Source organism: [Actinomadura] parvosata subsp. kistnae (genome assembly GCF_900323885.1).
Lineage (GTDB): Bacteria > Actinomycetota > Actinomycetes > Streptosporangiales > Streptosporangiaceae > Nonomuraea > Nonomuraea composti.
Genome location: NZ_OOHJ01000018.1, coordinates 4,410,605 through 4,432,101, shown reverse-complemented (window position 1 = coordinate 4,432,101; position 21,497 = coordinate 4,410,605). Strand labels below are relative to the sequence as shown.

General features: G+C 71.7%; 20 protein-coding genes and 1 pseudogene. 15 read left to right on the top strand and 6 right to left on the bottom strand.

Annotation, left to right across the window (positions count from 1 at the left end; genetic code table 11):
- Positions 1 to 10: 10 nt before the first annotated feature.
- Positions 11 to 265: a type II toxin-antitoxin system Phd/YefM family antitoxin gene (locus KIS93_RS41020; protein ID WP_222107739.1), complete on the bottom strand. Its 255-nt coding sequence runs from the start codon at positions 263 to 265 to the stop codon at positions 11 to 13.
- 582 nt (positions 266 to 847) lie between these two features.
- Positions 848 to 1,858, bottom strand: a complete 1,011-nt coding sequence (locus KIS93_RS41015; protein ID WP_080042618.1) for a LacI family DNA-binding transcriptional regulator — start codon at positions 1,856 to 1,858, stop codon at positions 848 to 850.
- Positions 1,859 to 2,004: 146 nt separating this feature from the next.
- Here KIS93_RS41015 and KIS93_RS41010 point away from each other — a divergent pair, with 146 nt between their 5' ends.
- From KIS93_RS41010 to KIS93_RS40950, 13 genes and pseudogenes are all read left to right on the top strand, one after another.
- Positions 2,005 to 3,294: an extracellular solute-binding protein gene (locus tag KIS93_RS41010; protein WP_080042619.1), complete on the top strand. Its 1,290-nt coding sequence runs from the start codon at positions 2,005 to 2,007 to the stop codon at positions 3,292 to 3,294.
- On the top strand, positions 3,291 to 4,253 hold the full coding sequence (locus KIS93_RS41005; protein WP_080042620.1) for a carbohydrate ABC transporter permease: 963 nt from the start codon (positions 3,291 to 3,293) through the stop codon (positions 4,251 to 4,253). The genes KIS93_RS41010 and KIS93_RS41005 overlap by 4 nt, the downstream gene beginning before the upstream one ends.
- The gene (locus tag KIS93_RS41000; protein ID WP_080042621.1) at positions 4,250 to 5,089 is read left to right on the top strand and encodes a carbohydrate ABC transporter permease; all 840 of its coding nucleotides are present in this window, start codon (positions 4,250 to 4,252) and stop codon (positions 5,087 to 5,089) included. Before KIS93_RS41005 ends, KIS93_RS41000 begins: the two co-directional genes overlap by 4 nt.
- Before the next feature lie 4 nt (positions 5,090 to 5,093).
- Complete coding sequence (locus KIS93_RS40995; protein WP_080042622.1) at positions 5,094 to 6,461, top strand: glycoside hydrolase family 5 protein; 1,368 nt, start codon at positions 5,094 to 5,096, stop codon at positions 6,459 to 6,461.
- Between the two features lie 86 nt (positions 6,462 to 6,547).
- A complete protein-coding gene (gene efeU / locus KIS93_RS40990; RefSeq protein WP_080042623.1) occupies positions 6,548 to 7,369 on the top strand; it encodes an iron uptake transporter permease EfeU in 822 nt (273 codons plus the stop codon).
- An 11-nt stretch (positions 7,370 to 7,380) separates the two neighbouring features.
- Positions 7,381 to 8,514, top strand: coding sequence for an iron uptake system protein EfeO (gene efeO / locus KIS93_RS40985; RefSeq protein ID WP_080042624.1), 1,134 nt, complete (start codon positions 7,381 to 7,383; stop codon positions 8,512 to 8,514).
- A 13-nt stretch (positions 8,515 to 8,527) separates the two neighbouring features.
- Positions 8,528 to 9,775 carry an iron uptake transporter deferrochelatase/peroxidase subunit gene (gene efeB, locus KIS93_RS40980; RefSeq protein ID WP_080042625.1) on the top strand — a complete coding sequence of 416 codons (1,248 nt, stop codon included), beginning with the start codon at positions 8,528 to 8,530 and terminating at the stop codon, positions 9,773 to 9,775.
- Positions 9,776 to 9,842: 67 nt separating this feature from the next.
- Entirely contained in the window at positions 9,843 to 10,793 is a 951-nt protein-coding gene (locus KIS93_RS40975; RefSeq protein ID WP_230465556.1) for an STM4015 family protein, read from the top strand.
- Positions 10,790 to 11,857: an STM4015 family protein gene (locus tag KIS93_RS40970; RefSeq protein ID WP_230465557.1), complete on the top strand. Its 1,068-nt coding sequence runs from the start codon at positions 10,790 to 10,792 to the stop codon at positions 11,855 to 11,857. Before KIS93_RS40975 ends, KIS93_RS40970 begins: the two co-directional genes overlap by 4 nt.
- A gap of 136 nt (positions 11,858 to 11,993) precedes the next feature.
- Positions 11,994 to 13,040 (top strand): STM4014 family protein, encoded by a 1,047-nt coding sequence (locus KIS93_RS40965; RefSeq protein ID WP_329607629.1) that lies wholly within the window; start codon positions 11,994 to 11,996, stop codon positions 13,038 to 13,040.
- Between the two features lie 176 nt (positions 13,041 to 13,216).
- Positions 13,217 to 14,008: an STM4013/SEN3800 family hydrolase gene (locus KIS93_RS40960; RefSeq protein WP_080047217.1), complete on the top strand. Its 792-nt coding sequence runs from the start codon at positions 13,217 to 13,219 to the stop codon at positions 14,006 to 14,008.
- A complete protein-coding gene (locus tag KIS93_RS40955) occupies positions 13,995 to 15,266 on the top strand; it encodes an STM4012 family radical SAM protein (RefSeq protein WP_080042626.1) in 1,272 nt (423 codons plus the stop codon). The genes KIS93_RS40960 and KIS93_RS40955 overlap by 14 nt, the downstream gene beginning before the upstream one ends.
- Positions 15,260 to 16,086, top strand: a pseudogene (locus tag KIS93_RS40950) (STM4011 family radical SAM protein). The gene KIS93_RS40955 and the pseudogene KIS93_RS40950 overlap by 7 nt, the downstream one beginning before the upstream one ends.
- A gap of 53 nt (positions 16,087 to 16,139) precedes the next feature.
- On the opposite strand, the gene KIS93_RS63745 reads toward KIS93_RS40950, so the two are convergent.
- Genes KIS93_RS63745 through KIS93_RS40935 form a run of 3 tightly spaced genes read right to left on the bottom strand, consistent with a single transcriptional unit; the run spans position 16,140 to position 19,535 of the window.
- The gene (locus KIS93_RS63745) at positions 16,140 to 17,465 is read right to left on the bottom strand and encodes a DUF6745 domain-containing protein (RefSeq protein ID WP_222107738.1); all 1,326 of its coding nucleotides are present in this window, start codon (positions 17,463 to 17,465) and stop codon (positions 16,140 to 16,142) included.
- Positions 17,465 to 17,761, bottom strand: coding sequence for a hypothetical protein (locus KIS93_RS40940; protein ID WP_080042628.1), 297 nt, complete (start codon positions 17,759 to 17,761; stop codon positions 17,465 to 17,467). Before KIS93_RS40940 ends, KIS93_RS63745 begins: the two co-directional genes overlap by 1 nt.
- A 37-nt stretch (positions 17,762 to 17,798) precedes the next feature.
- Positions 17,799 to 19,535 (bottom strand): hypothetical protein, encoded by a 1,737-nt coding sequence (locus KIS93_RS40935; RefSeq protein ID WP_080042629.1) that lies wholly within the window; start codon positions 19,533 to 19,535, stop codon positions 17,799 to 17,801.
- Positions 19,536 to 19,618: 83 nt separating this feature from the next.
- Here KIS93_RS40935 and KIS93_RS40930 point away from each other — a divergent pair, with 83 nt between their 5' ends.
- Positions 19,619 to 20,443 (top strand): SDR family NAD(P)-dependent oxidoreductase, encoded by an 825-nt coding sequence (locus KIS93_RS40930; RefSeq protein ID WP_080042630.1) that lies wholly within the window; start codon positions 19,619 to 19,621, stop codon positions 20,441 to 20,443.
- A 9-nt stretch (positions 20,444 to 20,452) separates the two neighbouring features.
- Here the strand turns inward: KIS93_RS40930 and KIS93_RS40925 are convergent, their stop codons facing one another.
- Entirely contained in the window at positions 20,453 to 20,845 is a 393-nt protein-coding gene (locus KIS93_RS40925) for a VOC family protein (RefSeq protein WP_080042631.1), read from the bottom strand.
- A 61-nt stretch (positions 20,846 to 20,906) separates the two neighbouring features.
- On the opposite strand from KIS93_RS40925, the gene KIS93_RS40920 reads away from it, so the two are divergent.
- Positions 20,907 to 21,335, top strand: a complete 429-nt coding sequence (locus KIS93_RS40920; RefSeq protein ID WP_080047218.1) for a MarR family winged helix-turn-helix transcriptional regulator — start codon at positions 20,907 to 20,909, stop codon at positions 21,333 to 21,335.
- Positions 21,336 to 21,497 lie beyond the last annotated feature (162 nt).

The window sequence follows — 21,497 nt, the reverse complement described above, 5'->3', positions numbered from 1 at the left end:
GTTGCGAAGATCAGGCGTCGGGCCACGTACTCCTCATCCCGTCGCCGTCCGCTTCCCTGACCGCCGCGACATCGGCCTCGAAGCCGGTGTCCACCCTGCTTGCGCTTCTGGCCAGGAACGCCTTGACCGCCCGGCCCTGGGCGGCGGGCGCGGAGGTGATCACAGCGACTCGCTTCCCGCCCCGGGTGACCACGATGGTCTCCCCCCGTTCGGCTTCGCGGAGGACCTCGGCGAAGCTGCGCGCCACCTCTGCGGCCGTCATCATCTTCATAGGATCCGATCGCCTTGCAGTCTGTTCCAGATGCGCAGATCCTCACGATTGCGCCAGCCGGCCTCATCCGACGAGGCGATCGATACCGTAGCGGTCGCCGGACGCAAGGACTACTCAGGCGGCGGCACACCCCTACAGCGAAACCTTGGCGCCGGCCGTGCGAAGCCCTCAGTGCGAAGCACCAGCGGCGCAAGCCGCCCCGCGAAGCCCCGAAGGCGTAGCCCCATCGGCGCAGCCCCCTGAATGCGTAGCCCATCGGCGCAGCCGCCCCGAGGCGAAGCCCCGAGCGCGAAGCGCCAGCGGCGCGAGCCGCCCCCTCGCGTAGCCCCATCGGCGCGAGCCGCCCCCGGCGCAGCCGTGCTTTCGGGGCGGGCTCCCAACGGCCAACCCGGTAAACGGGATTGGGGCGGGCGAGAGGCGCCGAAGGCGCCGTGGGTTGCGCCGCCAGGCGCCCAAGATCAAAACGACCTGAGCCCCATGCGCGACAGCGCCGCACAGCGAAGCCCTTTGTCCGGGGCGGGCTCCCAACGGCCGGCCACGCGATCGGGTAACGGGTGGGTGGGTGCGGCGCGGGGTTCACTCGTACCGTGCCGTGCTCTCCCTGACGATGAGTTCCGTGGCCAGTTCCACCCGCTTCGTCTCCGGTACCTCCCCGTGCCCCATGGCCAGCACCGTCCGGGTCGCGAGTGCGGCCATCTCTTGGAGGGGCTGGCGGACGGTGGTGAGTGGGGGCCAGGCGGATTTGGCGAGGGGGAGGTCGTCGAAGCCGACGACGCTGAGGTCTTCGGGGACGCGCAGGCCGCGTTGCCGGGCGGCTTCGAAGACGCCGAAGGCCATGAGGTCGCTGCCGGCGAAGATGGCGGTGGGGGGTTCGGGGAGGGACAGGAGGGCGTGGCCTTGGTCGTGGCCCGAATCGACGAGGAAGGTGCCGCGTCTGATGAGGTCGGGGACGACGGGGAGGCCGGCGGTTTCGAGGGCGGCGCGGTAGCCGTCGATGCGGGCTTGGCTGCAGAGCATGTCGGCGGGGCCGCTGATCATGCCGATGCGGCGGTGGCCGAGTTCGAGGAGGTGGCGGGTGGCGGCGAGGCCGCCGTTCCAGTTGGTGGCGCCGACGGAGATGACGCCGGGTGCGGGCTCGCCTTCGGGGTCGACCACTGCGAACGGCAGTGACCGCGCGCTGAGCTGCGCCTGGATGCCGGTGGAGAGGCGGGAGGCGACGATGACGACGCCGTCGGTCCGCCGGGCGGCCAGCCGTTCGAGCCAGTCCCGTCCCGGGCCGGCGTGCGTGTGCAGCACGGAGATGACGACGCTGGCGCCGGCCTCGTGGGCCGCGCTCTCGGCCCCCCGCACGATCTCCATGGCCCAGGGCGACTCGATCTCGGCGAAGACGAGGTCGACCAGGCCGGCGGGGGTGTCGTCCTGGCTGATGCGCCGCTGGTAGCCGTGCTCCTGCAGCAGCCGTTCGACCCTGTGGCGGGTCGCCGGTGCGACTTCCGGACGCCCGTTGATGACCTTTGAGACCGTCGGGATGGAGACCCCGGCCTCCTCCGCGATCAGTGCGATCGTGACCCGCCTCTTCGCTGACACAAATCGGGAGTGTATCCGAAAGTTTCGGTTTGGGATCGCTCCCACTTGAGGTGTTGACGCTTTACCTGGCGTTTACCTACGATCGCGCCAAAGAAATTATCGGGGGGTTCACGAAACTTTCGACTATCGCTGAGGAAGGGACCCCTATGAAACGCAGTCTGGTGTTAGTCGCCGCGGCGGTGCTCCTGGCCGGCTGCAGCGGTGGTGGCGGCGGGGGGACGACCTCTCAGCAGAGCTCCGGCGGGGCGCCCGCCAAGGTCACGCTGGAGTGGTGGCACCTCTCCACCGCCGAGCCGCTCAAGTCGCTCTGGGCGCAGCGCGCCAAGGAGTACATGGCCAAGCACCCCAACGTCACGATCAAGGCCACCGTTCTGGAGAACGAGGCGTACAAGGCCAAGCTCACCACCATCACCCAGTCCGGCAAGGCCCCCGACGTCTTCGCCTCGTGGGGCGGCGGCGTGCTCAAGCAGCAGGTCGACGCGGGGCTGGTCAAGGACATCTCCGCGGACGTCGCCGACGTGCTGCCGACGTTCACCCCGGCGGCGCTGAGCGCGTACCAGCTCGACGGCAAGACCTACGGCCTGCCGACCGACATCGGCCTGGTGGGTTTCTGGTACAACAAGAAACTTTTCGAGAAGGCCGGAATCTCGGAGCCGCCCGCCACCTGGTCGGCGTTCCTGGACGACGTCAAGAAGCTGAAGGCCGCCGGCGTCACCCCGATCGCGCTGGCCGGCAAGGAGAAGTGGCCCGGTCACTACTACTGGGCCTACCTGGCGCTGCGCATCGGCGGCCTCGACGCGCTGAAGCAGGCGGCCGTCGACCACGACTTCACCAAGCCCGACTTCGTGGCCGCCGGCCAGCAGGTGAAGGCGCTGGCCGACCTGCAGCCGTTCCAGAAGGGCTTCCTGGGTGCGGCCTACTCCACCCCGGACGGCCAGTCGGCCACGGTCAGCAACGGCAAGGCGGCCATGGAGCTGATGGGCCAGTGGGCGCCGAGCGTGCAGAAGGACTCGGGCAAGGGGCTCGGCGACGACCTCGGCTTCTTCCCGTTCCCCGCGGTCGAGGGCGGCAAGGGCTCGATCGGTGACGCGTTCGGCGGTGGCGGCGGCCTGGCCGTCGGCGCGGACGCGCCGAAGGAGGCCGTCGACTTCGTCAAGTTCATGACGGAGATGGGCAACCACTCCAAGGCCGTGGAGTCCGGCGGCGTGCTGCCGGTGCTCAAGGGCGAGGAGAGCGCGGTCAAGGACCCGAACCTCAAGCAGGTGGCGACGCTGCTGGCCGGCGCGACGGGCTACCAGCTCTACCTGGACCAGGCGTATCCGCCGGCCGTCGGCCAGCAGGTCAACGACAGCGTGGCCGAGCTGATCGCCGGCACGAAGACGCCTGAGCAGGTCGGCGCGGCCATCACCGAAGTAGCCAAGAGCGAAGCCGGATGACGACGCTCACGAAAGGGCCGGAGGCGCTGCGGCGGCTTCCGGCCCCGTCCCCTGCCGTGCGGCACCGTGGCCGCGGGGTGACGATCGCGCTGTTCCTGCTGCCCGCGCTGGTGCTGTTCCTCATGCTGGTCGTGGCGCCGATGCTGGTGGCCGTCTACGCGAGCGTGTTCCGCTGGAACGGCTTCGGCGGCCTGCCCACGAACTTCATCGGCCTGGACAACTTCACCCGCCTGTTCAGCAGCGAGATCTTCGCCCAGGACCTGTGGCACCTGCTGGTGCTGGTCCTGCTGTCGCTGCTGGTGCAGCTCCCGCTCTCGCTGGCCATCGCGATGCTGCTGAACCAGCGCATGCGCGGCCGGGCGGTCTACCGGGTGCTGTTCTTCGCCCCGTACGTGCTCAGCGAGGTCATCACGGGCGTGCTGTTCTCGCTGATCCTCTCGCCCGGGTCGGGGATGGCGAACCAGGTGCTGCGGGTGTTCGGCTGGGAGTCGGAGTGGCTGGCCGACCCCGCCACCGTGATGCCGTCGCTGTTCCTGGTCATGACCTGGAAGTACTTCGGGTTCCACATGATGATCTATCTGGCCGGCCGGCAGAACATCCCGAACGAGCTCATCGAGGCCGCCCAGATCGACGGCGCGACGGGCTGGCGGACGTTCAGGCACGTGACGCTGCCGCTGCTCGGCCCGACGATCCGGATCAGCATCTTCCTGTCCGTCATCTACACCATCCAGCTCTTCGACCTGGTCTGGATCCTGACCGGCGGCGGGCCGTCGCACTCCTCGGAGACGATGGCCGTCACCATGATGGACTGGGGTTTCAAGCGTTCCCAGGTCGGTTACGCCAGCGCGATCAGCGTCGTGATGTTCGCGCTCAGCCTCGTCTTCGCCCTCGTCTACCAGCGGTTCGTGATGCGCCGCGACCTGGAGGGCGCGATGACCTCCCAAGGGGGCCGATCATGAGCCGGGCGAAGACGAAGGTGCGGCGCCACACGCTGCCGCTGCACGTGATCGCGATCATCGTGGGCGTGTTCATGGTCATCCCGGTCTTCTACGCGCTGCTGGGCGGTTTCAAGACCAACAGCGAGCTGTCCGGAAACCCGTTCGGCCTGCCCAGCGACTGGATCACGGCGAACTACACGGACGTGCTGGGCTCCGGCTCGTTCTGGCGGCAGCTGTGGAACAGCACGTTCATCGCGATCGCCACGACGGTGGTGACGATCGCGCTGTCGGCGCTGGCGGCGTTCGTGTTCGCCAGGTTCGCCTTCCGCGGCAGGGAGCTGTACTTCACGTTGTTCACCGCGGGGCTGATGTTCCCGTTCGCGGTGGCGATCCTGCCCATCTTCGTGATGCTGCGCACGCTGGGGCTGCTGGACAACCCGCTGGGCGTGATCCTCACGCAGGCCGCTTTCGGCCTGCCGCTGACGATCATCATCCTGCGCGGGTTCTTCCGCAGCATCCCGGGCGAGATCGAGGAGGCGGCCACGATCGACGGGTGCTCGCCGTTCGGGTTCTTCTGGCGCATCCTGCTGCCGATGGCCAGGCCCGCCATCGCGACCGTCTCGGTGCTGGCCATCGTGGGCAGCTGGAACAACTTCATGCTCCCGCTGGTGGTGTTCAGCGAGGAGACGAGCTGGACGCTGCCGCTGGGCATCCAGCAGTTCCAGGGCCAGTACGCCTCCGACACCGCCCGCATCCTGGCCTATCTGGTCCTGGCCATGGTGCCCGCGCTCGGGTTCTACGCCATTGCGGAACGTCACCTGGTCGGTGGGCTCACCGCGGGTGCGACGAAGGGGTGAGTGCATGCTGCACGTGTCCGGATCCCATCTCGTCACGGACGACGACACGCCGGTACGGCTACGGGGGGTGGGTCTCGGGGGCTGGATGAACATGGAGAACTTCATCACCGGCTACCCGGCCAACGAGAGCTCCATGCGGTCCGCGGTGCGCTCGGTGCTCGGCGACGACCTGGCCGAGCTGTTCTTCGACCGGCTGCTGACCTCGTTCTTCACCGAGCGGGACGCGGCCCTGCTGGCCGGGATGGGCATGAACTGCGTGCGGATCCCGGTCAACTACCGCCACTGGGAGTCCGACGACCGGCCCCTGGAGATCGACCCCAGGGGCTTCCGCCACCTGGACCGGGTGATCGGCCTGCTGGGCGATCACGGCATCTACAGCGTGATCGACCTGCACGCGCTGCCCGGCGCCCAGAACCAGCACTGGCACTCCGACAACCCCACCCATGTGGCGGCGTTCTGGCAGCACCGGCACTTCCAGGACCGGGCGGTGCGCCTGTGGGAGGTCATCGCCGACCACTACCGCGACCATCCGTGGGTGGCCGGCTACAACCCGGTCAACGAGCCGGGCGACCTGACGGGCAAGGTGATCGGCCCGTTCTACGACCGGCTGGTGAAGGCGATCAGGGCGGCCGACCCGCGGCACGTCCTGTTCCTGGACGGCAACACCTACGCCACCGATTTCTCGATATTTCGGGAGGTGTATGAGAACACGGTCTTCGTGATGCACGATTACGCGCTGGCCGGGTTCGCGCACGGCGGTCCGTACCCGGGGTACACGCGCGGCGAGTGGTGCGACCGGGCCGAGCTGGAGCGCACGTTCGCCAAGCGCTCCCGCTTCCAGCGCGAGACGGGCACGCCGCTGTGGGTGGGCGAGTTCGGGCCCGTCTACACGGGGGACCCGGACGTGGACCGGCAGCGGTACCAGATCCTGCGCGACCAGCTCGCGATCTACGACGAGCAGGACGTGGGCTGGTCGCTGTGGACGTACAAGGACGTGGGGTTGCAGGGGCTGGTGTACGCGGCGGGCCCGTACATGGACCGGTTCGGCGGCTTCATCGCGCGGAAGCGGCGGCTCGGCGTGGACCGCTGGGGCTCGACGATGGAGGAGTCGGCGGACGTGCTGGCCCCGTTGCACGCGCTGGTCGAGACGGAGTTCCCCGGCTGGGACCCGTACCCGTGGGGCGCGCGCTACCAGACGGACGACCTGATCAGGCACATCCTGCTGGCGCAGGCGATGCTGCCCGAGTACGCCGAGCTGTTCAGGGGCCTCGGCGAGGAGGAGCTGCTCGCGCTGGCCGACTCGTTCCTGCTGGAGCGGTGCGTACGCCGCGAGCCGCTGCTCGATCTCCTGGCGGACAACCTCAAGGAGTGAGAACCCCGTCACGGTCGCTTGTAGGTTTGGGCTGCTTGTCCTAACTTAGGTGAGCCTTCCCTCATCTACCGGCGGTGCAAAGAAACGTGTTCGCCAGCTTTCTCATCGGACTACGCGAGGGACTGGAGGCGGCGCTCGTCGTCTCCGTCCTCATCGCCTTCCTCGTCAAAAGTGAACGCCGTGACCGGCTCCCCCACGTCTGGGGCGGGGTCGGCGCGGCCGTCGCGCTGTCCGTCGCCTTCGGCGCGCTGCTGACGTTCACCGCGACCCGGCTCGACTACTCCGGGCAGGAGTTGTTCGAGGCGATCACCTCGCTGCTCGCGGTCGTGTTCGTCACCTGGATGATCTTCTGGATGCGCCGGGCGGCCCGCGCGCTGTCCAAGGAGCTGCGCGGCAGGCTCTCCGACGCGCTGGAGCTCGGCTCGATCGCGGTCGTCGTGATGGCGTTCCTGGCCGTGGCCCGCGAAGGGCTGGAGACGGCGCTGCTGTTCTTCGCCTCCGTGCAGGGCGCCACCGCCTCCGCCGAGCCGCTGATCGGCATCTGCCTCGGGCTGCTCACGGCCGTGCTGATCGGCTGGGGCCTCTACAGCAGCGCCGTGCGGATCAACCTGACGAAGTTCTTCACCTGGACGGGCGTGCTGCTGATCTTCGTGGCGGCCGGCATCCTCAAGTACGGCGTGCACGACTTCCAGGAGGCCGGCGTGCTGCCGGGGCTCAACGCCCAGGCCTTCGACATCAGCACCGCCCTGCCCGCCGACTCCTGGTACGGCACCCTGCTGTCCGGGATGCTCAACATCACCCCGCAGCCCAGCGTCGCCGAGGTCGTGGCGTGGGCCGCGTTCCTCGTCCCCACCCTCTTCCTCTTCCTGCGCCGGCGGGTCCCCGCGCCCGCGTCCTCCGCGGCCTGAACAGGAGCGTCATGCGCAACGTCATCCGCCTTTCCCTCGCCCTGCCCGCCCTGGCGGCGCTGGCCGCCTGCGGCTCCGGCACGCCCGCCGCGCCGTCGGGCTCCGCCGCCGCCCCCGGCAAGGTCACCGTGGCGGCGACCGACACCGAGTGCAAGGTGGCCGCCTCCGAGGTCGCGGCGGGCACGACCACCTTCACGATCACGAACGGCGGCAGCAAGGTCACCGAGTTCTACGTGTACGCGCCGGGCGACCGGATCATGGCCGAGGTGGAGAACATCGTGCCGGGCCTGACCAGGGAGCTCATCGCCGAGCTGCCCGCCGGCTCGTACGAGACCGCGTGCAAGCCCGGCATGGTGGGCAAGGGCATCCGCAACGCGCTCAAGGTGACCGGCGAGCACAAACCGCTCAACGCGGACGCCAAGCTGGCCGAGGCCACGAAGAGCTACCAGCGCTACGTCAAGTCGCAGACGGACACGCTGCTGGTCAAGACGCAGGAGTTCGTGGACGCGGTCAAGGCGGGCGACCTGGACAAGGGCAAGGAGCTCTACCCGGTCGCGCGGACGTACTGGGAGCGCATCGAGCCGGTCGCCGAGATCTTCGGCGACCTCGACCCCGCCATCGACGCTCGCGAGGCGGACCTGACCGAGGGCGAGGAGTGGACCGGCTTCCACCGCATCGAGAAGGACCTGTGGATCCGCAAGGACGTCAGCAAGGACGGCCCCGTGGCCGACAAGCTGATCGCGGACGTCAAGGCCATCGTGACCAAGGCCAACGCCACCGAGCTGACCCCGCTCAACCTGGCCAACGGCGCCAAGGAGCTGCTCGACGAGGTGGCCACCGGGAAGATCACCGGTGAGGAGGACATCTGGTCGCACACCGACCTGTGGGACTTCGACGCCAACCTCGAAGGCTCGCAGGCGGCCGTGCAGGCACTGCGGCCGGTGCTGGAGGAGCGGGCGCCCGACCTGGTCAAGACGCTGGACGAGAAGTTCGCCGCGGCCGAGGCGGCGCTGGCGGTGCACCAGAAGGGCGACGGCTGGCGGCTGCACGACGAGCTGTCCAAGTCCGAGCTGAAGGCGCTGTCGGACGCGATCAACGCGCTGGCCGAGCCGATCAGCAAGATCGCACCCATCGTGGCGAAGTAGGGGGCCGGCTGCCATGGTGACCAGGAGAAAGCTGCTCGGCCTCGGCGCCGCCGGCGCCGCCGTGCTGGGCGCGGGGGCGGTGGCCGGGCGGTCGGTGCTGGACGAGCCGCCGCAGGCGCACGCCTCCTCGGCCGCCGACCCCGTCCCCTTCTACGGCGAGCACCAGGCGGGCATCGTCACGCCCGCGCAGGACCGGCTGCACTTCACGGCCTTCGACGTGATCACCGACGACCGGGCCGAGCTGGTGGAGCTGCTGCAGGAGTGGACGGCCGCGGCGGCCCGGCTGACGCAGGGCAAGGAGGCCGGCTCGTTCGGCGCGGTCGGCGGCGCGCCCGAGGCCGCGCCCGACGACACCGGCGAGGCGCTCGGCCTGCCCGCCTCCGGGCTGACGCTGACGATCGGGTTCGGGGCGTCGCTGTTCGACGAGCGGTTCGGGCTGGCGGCCAAGCGGCCGGCCCAGCTCGCGCCGCTGCCGAAGTTCCCCGGCGAGCGGCTCGATCCGGCCATCTCCGGCGGCGACCTGTGCGTGCAGGCGTGCGCGCACGATCCCCAGGTCGCCGTGCACGCCATCCGCAACCTGGCCAGGATCGGCTTCGGCCGGGTCTCCGTACGGTGGTCGCAGCTCGGCTTCGGCCGCACCTCCTCCACCTCCCGCAACCAGGTGACCCCGCGCAACCTCATGGGCTTCAAGGACGGCACGAACAACCTCAAGCTGGAGGACTCCGCGCTGCTGAACGACCAGCTCTGGGCCGCTGCCGCGGACGGCAGCCCGTGGATGGCGGGCGGCAGCTACCTGGTCACCAGGAAGATCCGGATGATGGTCGAGACCTGGGACCGCACGTCGCTGGCCGAGCAGGAGCAGATCTTCGGCAGGACCAAGGGCGAGGGCGCGCCGCTGGGCGGGAAGGCCGAGTTCGACGAGCTCGACTTCGCGGCCAAGGGGCCCGACGGGAAGCCGTACATCTCCGACGTGGCGCACGTGCGGCTGGCGCACCCCAGCTCGCACGGCGGCGCGCGGCTGCTGCGGCGCGGCTACAACTTCGTGGACGGCTCCGACGGGCTCGGCCGCCTGGACGCGGGCCTGTTCTTCATCGCCTACCAGCGCGACCCGCGCAGGCAGTTCGTGCCGATCCAGCTCAGCCTGGCGCGCCACGACGTGCTGAACGAGTACATCCAGCACGTCTCCAGCGGCCTGTTCGCCTGCCCGCCGGGGGTGCGGGACGCCGGCGACTACTGGGGGCGCGCCCTTTTCGAGGGATAGATCAGGAAATGTCGGGCGGATCTGGTAGGACAGGAGCCGCCGAACCCCCCGACTCTAGGAACCATCCGTGATCTTCGACATCCAGCCGACCAACAGCGACGACTACCGCGAGACGTACGCCGGGCTGCCGGTGCAACCCACGCCGCTCGACGAGGAGGACCCCCAGCCCGACCCCGGCGCCGTCGCCTGGTACCTGGACGCCTGCGACGGGGGCGAGTTCGAGGCGATCTCCGAAAGTTTCGACTGGTTCTTCGACAATGTCGACACCGCGAAGGTCAAGGCCATCGTCATCGGCGAGTGGGAGGACGCGTACGACACCGGCAGCGCCCCCATCGTCGCCCGCCTGGCCAAGAACGCCGACCGGCTGCCCGAGCTGCGCTCGATCTTCCTCGGGGCGATGACGTTCGAGCAGTCGGAGATCTCCTGGATCCAGCAGACCGACGTCACGCCGCTGCTGGAGGCGTACCCGAAGCTGGAGCGGCTGGAGGTGCGGGGCGGCACCGGGCTGGCCTTCTCGCCGCTGCGGCACGAGGGCCTGCGCGTGCTCCGGGTCGAGACCGGCGGCCTGCCCGCCCAGGTCGTCCGCGGGATCGGCGCCAGCGACCTGCCCGCCCTGGAGCACCTGGAGTTGTGGTTCGGCGTCGAGGACTACGGCGGCGACGCGACCGTCGGCGACTGCGCCGACATCCTGAGCGGGCAGCGGCTGCCCGCCCTGCGTTACCTGGGCCTGCAGAACAGCCCGTTCGCCGACGAGCTGGCCGCCGCCGTGGCCGCCGCGCCCGTCGTGGCCCGCCTGGAGGCGCTGAGCCTGTCGATGGGCTCGCTCGGGTACGAGGGCGCCGAAGCCCTGCTGAGCGGCCAGCCGCTCACCCACCTGCGCCGCCTCGACCTGCACCACAACTACCTGACCGGCGCCATGGCCGACCGCCTGCTCGCCGCCCTGCCCAGCACCGACGTGCGCCTCGACGACCGGCGCAGCCGCGAGGAGGACTGGCGTTACGTCGCGGTGAGCGAGTGACCACGAACCCGCCCACCGGCCCGACCACCGGCCCGACCGGCGACAACGTGAACGACTTCCACGACGAGGACTACGAGAGGCCGGCCGATCCTCGTGACCCCGGCGACGCGTTCTTGCCCGAAATGGCCGTCTACCGGGAAGACCTGGGCGGTATGCACCGGGAGCGGTTCGCGGGACTGCCCGTCAGGAGCCTGGACGAGGGGGTGCCCCGGCGGCCCGATCAGGTCGCCTGGCTGGTCACCGACGAGACCGGCTTCGGCTTCGAGGACGACAAGGACGACACGGCCCTGGCCGTCGGGCTGGACCAGCTGCTGCGCCGGGTGAACCCCGCCCAGGTCACGGCCATCGCCGTCACCGGGCACGGATGCGTCAACGCCCCGCGGCTGCTGGCCGCGCACGCCCGGCGGCTGACCCGGCTGCGCTCGGTGTTCCTCGGCTTCATCGAGCCCGAGTACTGGGAGATCTCGTGGATCCGGCACGGCGACATCACGCCGCTGCTGGAGGCGTACCCGAAGCTGGAGCGGCTGGAGGTGCGCGGGTCGCAGGGGCTGGAGCTGCGGCCCGTCACGCACGACCACCTCAGGGTGCTGCGCTTCGAGTCCGGCGGGCTGCCCGGGGCGGTGGTGCGGGCGGTCGGCGCGAGCACGTTCGCCGCGCTGGAGCACCTGGAGCTGTGGCTCGGCGTCGAGCGGTACGGCGGTGACGGGACGGCCGCCGACCTGGGCGGCATCCTGGCCGGCGCCGGGCTGCCCGCGCTCAGGCGGCTCGGGCTGCGGGACAGCGAGTGGCAGGACGACGTCGCCGCGGCCGTCGCCGCCGCGCCCGTCGTCGCCCGGCTCGAAGAGCTCAGCCTCGGCATGGGGATGCTCACGGACCGGGGCGCCGAGGCGCTGCTCAGCGGCCAGCCCCTGACCCACCTGCGCGTGCTCGACCTGCGGCACCACTTCCTCGGCGACGCCATGATGCGGCGGGTGCGCGACGCTCTGCCCGGGGTGGCCGTCGACCTGGAGGAGCGGCAGCCGGCCGAGGACGACGGCTGGATGTACGTGGCGGTGGCCGAGTGAGCGTCGGCTCGATGTACGTGGCGGTGGCCGAATGAGTGTCGGCTCGATGAACGGGGCGGTGACCCAGTGAGTGTCGGCTCGATGAACGGGGCGGTGACCCAGTGAGCGTCGGCTCGGCGAACGGGGCGGTGGCCGGGTGACCGTGCGGTTCGCCGTCGTCGGGACGCCCGGCGACCGGCGGGTGACGTTGTTCCGCGACGCCGTGCTCGCGCGCGGCCTCGCGGAGCCGTACGTCATCGCCTGGCGGGACGTGCTGGCCGGGCGGGAGCTCGAAGCGCCCGAGGGGGCGCTGCTGCGCGTCGACTCGCCCGGCGAGGACCCGCGGGCCGACGCGCTGCTGCGCGGGCCCGGCGAGCCGGCGCGGGTCGGCGGGGGCGCCGCGTGGTACCGGGCGTTCACCGCCGGGCTGGAGCGGGTCGCGGCGATCCCCGGCGTGCGGCTGCTGGGGGACGTCGGCGAGATCGGGGTGATGTTCGACAAGCGGCGCTGCCACGCGGTGCTGTCGGGGGCCGGGGTGCCGGTGCCGGAGGGGTTCGCGGCCGGCTCGTACGAGGAGCTGCGGGACGGCATGGCGGCCCGCCGGTGGGCCCGCGTGTTCGTCAAGCCGGCCCACGGCTCGTCGGCGTCCGGCGTGATCGCCTTCCAGGCCCACGCCGGGCGGATCCACGCCGTCACCTCGGCCACCTGGACGGACGGGGCGTGGTGCAACTCGCTGCGGGTCAGGACCATCACCGACGAGGCGCAGGCGCGCCGGCTGGTGGACTTCCTGGCGCCCGACGGGCTGCACGTCGAGCAGTGGTTCCCGAAGGCGGCGAGCGGCGGGCGGGCGTTCGACCTGCGGGTGGTGACCGTGGCGGGCCGGCCGACGCACGCGGTCGTCCGTACGAGCCGCAGCCCCATGACGAACCTGCACCTGGGCGGGACGCGCGGTGACCTGGAGACGGTGCGGGGGCGGGCCGGGCTGTGGGAGCGGGTGCTGGAGGCGGCGGCGAAGGCGGCCGGGTGTTTTCCGAACAGCCTGAGCACGGGGGTGGATGTGATGGTCGGATCGGACTGGCGGTCGGTGGCGGTGGCGGAGGTCAACGCGTTCGGCGACCTGCTGCCGGGGTTGGGGGATTTTTCGGGACATGGGCGGGACACGTACGCCGAACAGGTCGAGGCGGTGCTGACGACATGGACCTGAACCCGAACGCGGCGCCCGACCTGGCGCCGGGCCCGCATACGGACGCGGCACCCGACCTGGCGCCGGGCCCGCATACGGACGCGGTGCCCGATCCGGCGCCGATCCTGCGTACGGACGCGGTGCCCGATCCGGCGCCGGGCCCGCGCACCACCGCGCACACGCTGCCGCACCTGGACATGAACGCCGTCGTGGGCAGCCACGACCTCCTCCTCGTCACCCTGGACACGCTCCGCTACGACGTGGCCCAGGCGCAGGCCGAGGCCGGGCGGCTGCCCAACCTCCTGCCGCCCGGCGTGCGCTGGGAGCGGCGGCACAGCCCCGGCAGCTTCACCTACGCCGCCCACGCCGCCATCTTCGCCGGCTTCCTGCCCACGCCCGTCACCCCTGGCCCGCATCCCCGGCTGTTCGCGGCCACGTTCCCCGGCAGCGAGAGCACGGCGGCGGGCACGTGGGTGTTCGACGCGCCCGACCTGCCCACCGGGCTCGCCCGCGCCGGCTACCACACGGTGTGCATCGGCGGCGTCGGCTTCTTCAACAAGCTGACCCCGCTCGGCTCGGCGCTGCCCGGCCTGTTCGCCGAGAGCCACTGGGAGCCCGCGTTCGGCGTCACGAACCCCGCCTCGCTGGAGCGCCAGATCGACCGCGCCGCCGAGGTGCTGGCGCGCGTGCGCGGCCCCGTCTTCCTGTTCCTGAACGTCTCGGCCCTGCACCAGCCGAACCACCACTACCTGCCGGGGACCACCGGCGACTCCCTCGACAGCCACGCCGCCGCCCTGCGCTACGTGGACCGGCACATCGGCCGCCTCTACGCGCTCATGCGCCGCCGCCGGCCCTGCCTGGCCATCGTCTGCTCCGACCACGGCACCGCGTACGGCGAGGACGGGCACGTCGGCCACCGGATCGGCCACGAGGTCGTCTGGACGGTCCCCTACACCCACTTCGTCCTGGAGCGTCATGCGGCCGTATGAGAGTTACGTCTACGCCTACCCCCACAAGACCGCGTACCGGCCGCTCGACCCGCGCCCCCGGCTGAAGGAGGTCTGGGCGGGGGAACGGCCCGGCGCCCTGTACGTGCACATCCCGTTCTGCGAGATGCGCTGCGGATTCTGCAACCTGTTCACCCGCACCGGCGCCCCCGACGAGCTGGTCACCGCCTACCTCGACGCCCTCGAACGGCAGGCCGAGCAGGCCCGCGAGGCGTTGCAGGAGACCGGCTTCACCACGGCGGCGTTCGGCGGCGGCACGCCCACCTACCTCGGGGCCGGCGAGCTGGCCCGCCTGTTCGACCTGACCGAGCGCACGATGGGCGTGGACCTGGCGCGGATCCCGCTGTCGGTCGAGACCTCCCCCGCCACCGCCACGCCCGACCGCCTGTCCGTGCTGGCCGGGCGGGGCACGTCGCGGATCTCGATCGGCGTGCAGAGCTTCGTCCCCGAGGAGGCCCGCTCCGCCGTCCGCCCGCAGAAGCGTGCCGAGGTGGACGCCGCGCTCGACGCGATCAGGGCGTCCGGCGTGCCGGTGCTGAACATCGACCTGATCTACGGCATCGACGGCCAGACGCCGCGCTCCTGGCTGTACTCGCTGGACACCGCGCTCGGCTGGCGTCCCGAGGAGCTCTACCTCTACCCGCTGTACGTGCGCCCGCTCACCGGGCTCGGCAAGCAGGGCAGGGCATGGGACGACCAGCGGCTGGAGCTCTACAGGACCGGGCGGGACCACCTGCTGGCGGCCGGGTACGAGCAGGTGTCGATGCGCATGTTCCGCCTGCCCGGCGCCTCCACCGGCGACGCCGACTACTGCTGCCAGACCGACGGCATGATGGGGCTCGGCTGCGGCGCCCGCTCGTACACGAGCACCCTGCACTACTCCTTCGACTACGCCGTCGGCGCCCGCCACGTGCGCTCGATCATCGACGAGTACGTGGCCCAGACCGACTTCACCACCGCGAACGTCGGCTTCGCCCTCTCCCCCGGCGAGCGCCGGCGCCGCCACCTCATCCAGTCGCTGCTGCGGGCCGAAGGCATGTCACGAAGCCTGTACGCCGAGCGGTTCGGCACCGACGTCCTGGACGACTTCCCCCTCGCCACCACCTTCGCCGGCTGGCTCACCATCACCGACACCACGATCACGCTCACCCCCGAGGGCCTGGCGTACTCCGACGCGATCGGCCCCGCCCTGTTCTCCCCGCAGGTCAGGGCCCTCATGGACGGATACGAGGCATGCTGACCATCCTCTACCGCGGCCCCTCGCCAGCTGCGACTACGACTGCGCCTACTGCCCGTTCGCCAAGCGCCGCGACACCCCCGAACAGCTGCGCGCCGACCGGGCCGCGCTCGAACGCTTCACCGCGTGGGTCGCGGGGCGCGACTTCGAGGTGTCCGTCCTGTTCACGCCCTGGGGCGAAGGGCTGGTCAGGTCGTGGTACCGGCGCGCCCTCGTCGAGCTCTCCCTGCTCCCGAACGTGGCCAGGGTCGTCATCCAGACGAACCTGAGCTGCCGTACGGACTGGCTGGCGCAGGCGTCCGAACGGGCCGCGCTGTGGGTCACCTACCACCCGACGCAGGTCCCGTACGAGCGGTTCCTCGCCAAGGTACGCTCCCTCCCCGTCCGGCACAGCGTCGGCATCGTCGGCGACCCCGCCCACCTGCCCCACGCCCGCCGCCTCCGCGCCGACCTGCCGCCCTCCACCTACGTGTGGGTCAACGCCGAGGAAGGCCGCCTCTACACCGACGCCGAAGCCGCCGACTGGACCGCCATCGACCCCCTCTTCGCCTACAGCCGCTTCCCGCACGCCAGCGCCGGCCTGCCCTGCCGCACCGGCGACACCGTCATCTCGGTCAACGGCGACGGCACGGTCCGCCGCTGCCACTTCGTCCCGGAAGTGCTCGGCAACCTGTACGACGGCTCCTACCGCCCCGCCCTCCGCCCCCGCCCCTGCCCGGCACCCACCTGCGACTGCCACATCGGCTACGTCCACCTGGAGCCCCTGGGCCTCTACGACGTCTTCGCGGGCGGCATCCTGGAACGCATCCCCCACCTCCTGTGAACCGCCGATCGCGGTGCGCCGTCCCCCGAACCGGCATCAGGCGGCTGTGACGGTCACGTCTCGCGCTGCGGGTGGTAGTCCTGCTCGGCGATGCCGAACGTCCACGCCACGCCCTCCCGTGCCCGCCGCACCCACGGCGGGACCCGCAGGAAGTACGTGCGGCTGGTGCCGTCGGGCTCCGGGGTGGAGTTGACCACCTCCACCATCGCCAGCGGCTCGTCGTCGGGCAGCTCGACCCGCCACAACACGCCCGTCTCGTCGGACTGCACCGGCTCGGCGCCCGACTCCGCCAGGTAACGGTCGATGCCGAAGTGCTCCAGCATGGCGCGGCGCAGCTCGGTGTTCGGCTCCGCGCGGATGCGCTCCGGGGTGAGGCCGGTCATCGTGGCGCCGAAACCCGGCGGGACGGGCATGCCGTGCCAGGCGTGCAGCGCGAAGCCGTCGGCGTACGAGATCGCCGGGCCGTCGGCGCGGTGCGGCCTGCCCAGGTCGTCGAGGTGCAGCTCCACCGGACGTTCGGTGACGATGGCGAGCCGCTCGTACGGCCACCACCAGCCCGCCTGCTCGGCCACCCGCTTGAGCCCGTCGAGCCCGTCGAACGCCGACAGCCAGGGGGCGTCGTGCTGCCCGAGCACGGCGTCGAGCGTCACCCGCCGCAGACCCTCCCCGACCTGGCGGGCCTCCGCGGCAGCGCCCAGATCGCGGCCCGAGCCCACGTTCTGCCCCGAGCCCACGTTCTGTCCCGAGCCCACGTTCTGTCCCGAGCGCGTGTCCTGACTGGCGTTCGTGTCGCCGCCGGAGCTCGTGTCGCGGCCGGAGCTCGTGTCGCGGCCGGAGCTCGTGTCGCGGCCGGAGCTCGTGTCGCGGCCGGAGCTCGTGTCGCGGCCGGAGCTCGTGTCGCGGGTCGCGGCCCAGTCGGCGATGGCGCGGCGGAGGTCGCTGACAAGCCGCTCGGCCTGGGGCCACAGCCGCCCGCCCGTCTCGGCCCAGTGCTGCGCCCACCCGGCGTGCCCCAGCTCGGCGCACACCGCCGCCCTGGCCCGCTCCCACGGCCCGGTGCGAATCGTGTCCCGCACCAGCCGCCCGGGATCACCGTCCGCCAGCACGGCGAGCACCGCCGGGTCGGCGAGCACCGCTCCCGCAGCGGACGCGGCCGGGTCGGCGGGGGCGGAGGCTTGTACTTGTCGGAGGCTCGCGCGCAAGCGGGCGTCGCCGGTCAGGAAGCCCGCCACGATCGCGCCCGCCAAGGGGGACGGCAGGACGAGCACGTGCTCGGGCTCGGCCAGGCCCGCCTCGCGGTACGCCTGCCGGACGGCAGCCTCGATCCCCGAGCCGGGGCCGGTCGCGACCGTGACCCGTTCCCATGTCATGGTCGTCATCAGTCGGCCACCACCCGGTAGGAGCCGGGCACGTACTCGCGCTGCCGCACCACCCGGTACCAGCCCTTGGGCAGCGAGATCGCGGCGTGCTCCTCGTGGACGAGCCGGCCGCCCTCGGGCAGGTGCAGGAAGCCGCGGGACAGCGTGCCGGGGCCGGGGATGGCGTGGCAGTGCCCGGTGGCCTCGCCGTGCGCCAGCACGAGCCGCCCGCGGGCGTCGCGCGGCTCGGGGCGCAGCCCGGCGGGCACGGACTCCTCGGGCACGGGGACGATCAGGATGTCGCCCTGTCGGTACATCGACCAACCTCCAGAAGATCGGGGGGATGATCGAAAGCTAGCGGGGGGCACCGACAGAATCGCGGGTGTAGCCGCTCGTGCTGGTGTAGCCGGCCGCGTTGGTGGCGGTGACGGTGGTCCAGGGCCAGGTGTAGGGGACCCACGCGGATTCGAGCCGGGCCTCGGCGGTTCCGGGCCCGCCCCCGGCCGGTGCGCGCCCGGAGCCACCGGTCGGTGCGGGTCCGGCCTCGGTCGGTCCGGGCCCGGAGCCACCGGTCGGTGCGGGCCCGGCCTCGGTCGATTCGGGCCCCGCCCCGGTGGGATCGGGCCGGCCCTGCGAGGGCCGGCCCGGCCAGTGGCGTTCCTGGGGGACGACCGCGCCGCCCGGTTCGAAGCGCAGGGTGCCGCCCGTGAGGTGGTAGCCCTCGACGAGGACGCCGGGCCGCCCGTCCAGCTCCTGCGGGATCGCGTTGACGATGATCGGCTGCTGCCAGCCGGCGGCGATGTCGTCGGCCAGGGAGGGCGTGTCGTAGCGGGCCTGGCAGGTGAAGAAGGGGTCCCACCCGTACGAGATGATCTTGGCGGCGTGCGGTCCCGCGGCCATCACCTGCTGGTCGAGCCGGGCTTTGGTGGTGCGTCCGCGCGGCGGCAGCGGGTCGGCGCGCCCGCACTCGCCGGCAGCGGGTGTGGGTTCGAAGCCCTCGGCGTTCACCCACAGCTCGACCCCGTCGGGCACCCGGCGGGCCGCCGCCGCGATGTAGGCGCTGGTGGGGCCGTAGTACGCCTGCTCGTTGGTGACGTTCCCGACGACGGGGACGAGTCGCGGGGCCACCTTGGCGGGGCCGTCCTGGGGGCCGTGGACGGGGACCTTGCCGGTGCCGCGCCCGTCCTGGACGGCGACGGCCATGGGGGCGCCGGCCCGGGTGCCCGCGATGGCGGCCAGCCCCTGCTCCACCTGCGAGGGCGGGAAGCCGCGGCCGCGCCGGGCGTCGATGTAGGGGCTGACGACGATCCTCTTGCCGGGCAGCGCGGCGGCGACGACGGCGTGCTGGGCGGCGTACAGGGAGATGATCGGGTCGTTGCGCGCCCGCTTGCGCATGGCCAGCTCGAACGACTGGTACACCCCGCCGAAGGAGGCCAGCCCGCCGAACCGGGCCCGGTAGTCGGCCAGCACGCGGGCGGTGAACGCGTTGAGCGCGGCGGTGTGGGCGGTGTCGGGCTCCCACGGCTTGTCGGCGCGCTGCGCGGCGGCGGGCAGCCCGGGGTAGACGGTCATGCCGTACGCGTGCGCCTCCCGCATCAGGTTGCCCAGCCCGTCGCCGTCGGTGGCGACGAGCACGAGGTCGTGCTCGGTGGCGGTGCAGGTGGCGGCCAGCGTCAGCCGGTAGAAGGTACGCCCGCCGCCGTCGATCCGCCGGTCGATGCCGGGGCAGCGGAGCATGCCGGGCCCGAACTCCTCGCTGGTCGCGTACGTGTAGACGTGGCGGACGCGCACGCCGGGCACCTCGGCGCAGGGCCGGCCGTCGGCGGCGCAGGCGGGGAAGTCGGGGTCGGGCCGGGCGTTGAACCGGGGCCCGAAGGTGATGAGCGTGTCGCCGCCGATGGCGTGAATGGCCTCGACCATGCGCTGGGTGACGCACCGGTCGGCGCGCGGCATCACCCAGTAGCCGGTGACGGCGTAGGGGGCGATGACCCGGGTGTCGCGGGCCGGGCAGTCCTGCGGCTCGGGGTCGCCGGGGACGACCATGCCCACGACGAAGGCGACCGCCACGACCAGCCACAGAGCCTTCTGCACTCACGCCCCTTTCACGCCCGTCCTCCAGCCTACGCGGCGACCCCGCCGCGGGCAGTCACGATCCGATCGCGGAGAATGACATCATGCGGATCGATCTCAGTGGTAAGACGGCGCTGGTCACCGGCTCGACCCAGGGCATCGGCGCGGCCATCGCGACCGGCCTCGCGCGGGCGGGGGCCCGGGTGGGCGTCAACGGCCGCGGCGAGGGCTCGGTCGCGGCGGCCATCGAGCGGATGGACGGCGAGCGCATCGAGGCCGAGCGGGTCGGCGGCGAGCAGCTCCGTTACGACCTGGTGGCGGCGCCGGGCGACGTCTCGACCGACGAGGGCTGCGAGCAGGTGGTCCGGATGTTGCCGCACGTGGACATCCTGGTGAACAACCTGGGCATCTTCGGCGCGAAGCCGGCGCTGGAGATCGATGACGACGAGTGGCGGCGCTACTTCGAGGTCAACGTGCTGGCGGCGGTCCGGCTGACCCGCGCGTACCTGCCGGGGATGCGGGAGCGCGGCTGGGGCCGGATCCAGTACATCGCCAGCGACTCGGCGGTCGTCATCCCGCAGGAGATGATCCATTACGGCATGACGAAGACGGCGTTGCTGGCGGTCTCCAGGGGGTTCGCCAAGGAGGCCGCCGGCAGCGGGGTCACGGTCAACTCGGTGATCGCGGGGCCGACGCACACGGGGGGCGTGGAGGAGTTCGTCTACCAGCTCGTGGACAGGGAGCTGCCGTGGGAGCAGGCGCAGCGGGAGTTCATGCGGCTGCACCGGCCGCAGTCGCTGCTCCAGCGCCTGATCGAGCCCGAGGAGATCGCGAATCTGGTCGTCTACCTGAGCTCGCCCTTCGCGTCCGCGACGACGGGCGCGGCGGTGCGGGTGGACGGCGGGTACGTGGACTCGATCCTCCCCTGACCCAGGCGATCAGTACGACTGCAGCTCGATGAGGTTGCCCTCGGGGTCGCGCAGGTGGGCGGTGCGCAGGGTGGGCGCCCAGTCGGGGCGGTCCTGGGGCGGGGCGACCACGGTGGCGCCGTGCCCGGCCAGGCGGGTGGCCGCGGCGTCCACGTCGTCCACCTTCATGACCAGCATCGCCGTGTCCCGGCCGGACGGCGGCAGGTCGGCGGTGCCGATCGCCTCGGCGAGCCGGTTCCGTCCGAACAGGACGAGGCCGGCCTCGCCGCCGATGTCCCAGTTGGCGTAGCCGGGCAGGACCTTCACCGGCTCGACGCCGAGCAGCTCGCGCAGGACGGGGCGGTAGAAGGCGACGGCGGCGGGGAAGTCGCGCACCAGCAGGCGGGGGTAGAGGGCGTCCATCCTGAAGCCTCCAAATAGTTGGTGACCACCAATGATTGGTGACACCCTACACTTGGACACCATGGACCTGCCGCCCACCCTGCTCGCGACCACCACGTTCGTCCTGCACAAGGTCGGCGCGGGCAGCCGGCGTGCCCTGGCGGGGCGGCTGGCGGACGAGACGGGGCTGAGCCTGTGGGAGTTCGCGGCGCTGGCGGCGCTGGCCGACTTCGGGCCGGCCGCGCAGCGCGAGGTCGGCGACCGGCTGGGGCTGGACCCGAGCGACATGGTGCGGCTGATGGACGGGCTGATCGCGGCGGGGCTGACCGAGCGCGACCGCGACCCGGCCGACCGGCGCCGCTACCGGCTGTCGCTCACCCCTGAGGGGCGCCGGGCGTTCGAGCGGGCGCGGGAGCTGGTGGAGCGCGTGGAGCGGGAGACGCTGGCGCCGCTGACCCGGGCCGAGCGGGAACGGCTGCGCGAGCTGGTGACGAAGATCTTCACTCGTTGATCGCGGATGACCCCGCCGGCCCCTGAGCACCCGCGGCGACCAGGGGCCCGGCCATTTTCGTGATAGCCATGGCCAATCACCGGAAACGGCCGCGGAAAAACGGCGGTAACACCGTTCACAAGCGTCACACAAGCGCTCTTTGCAGGCCCATACAGATCATGT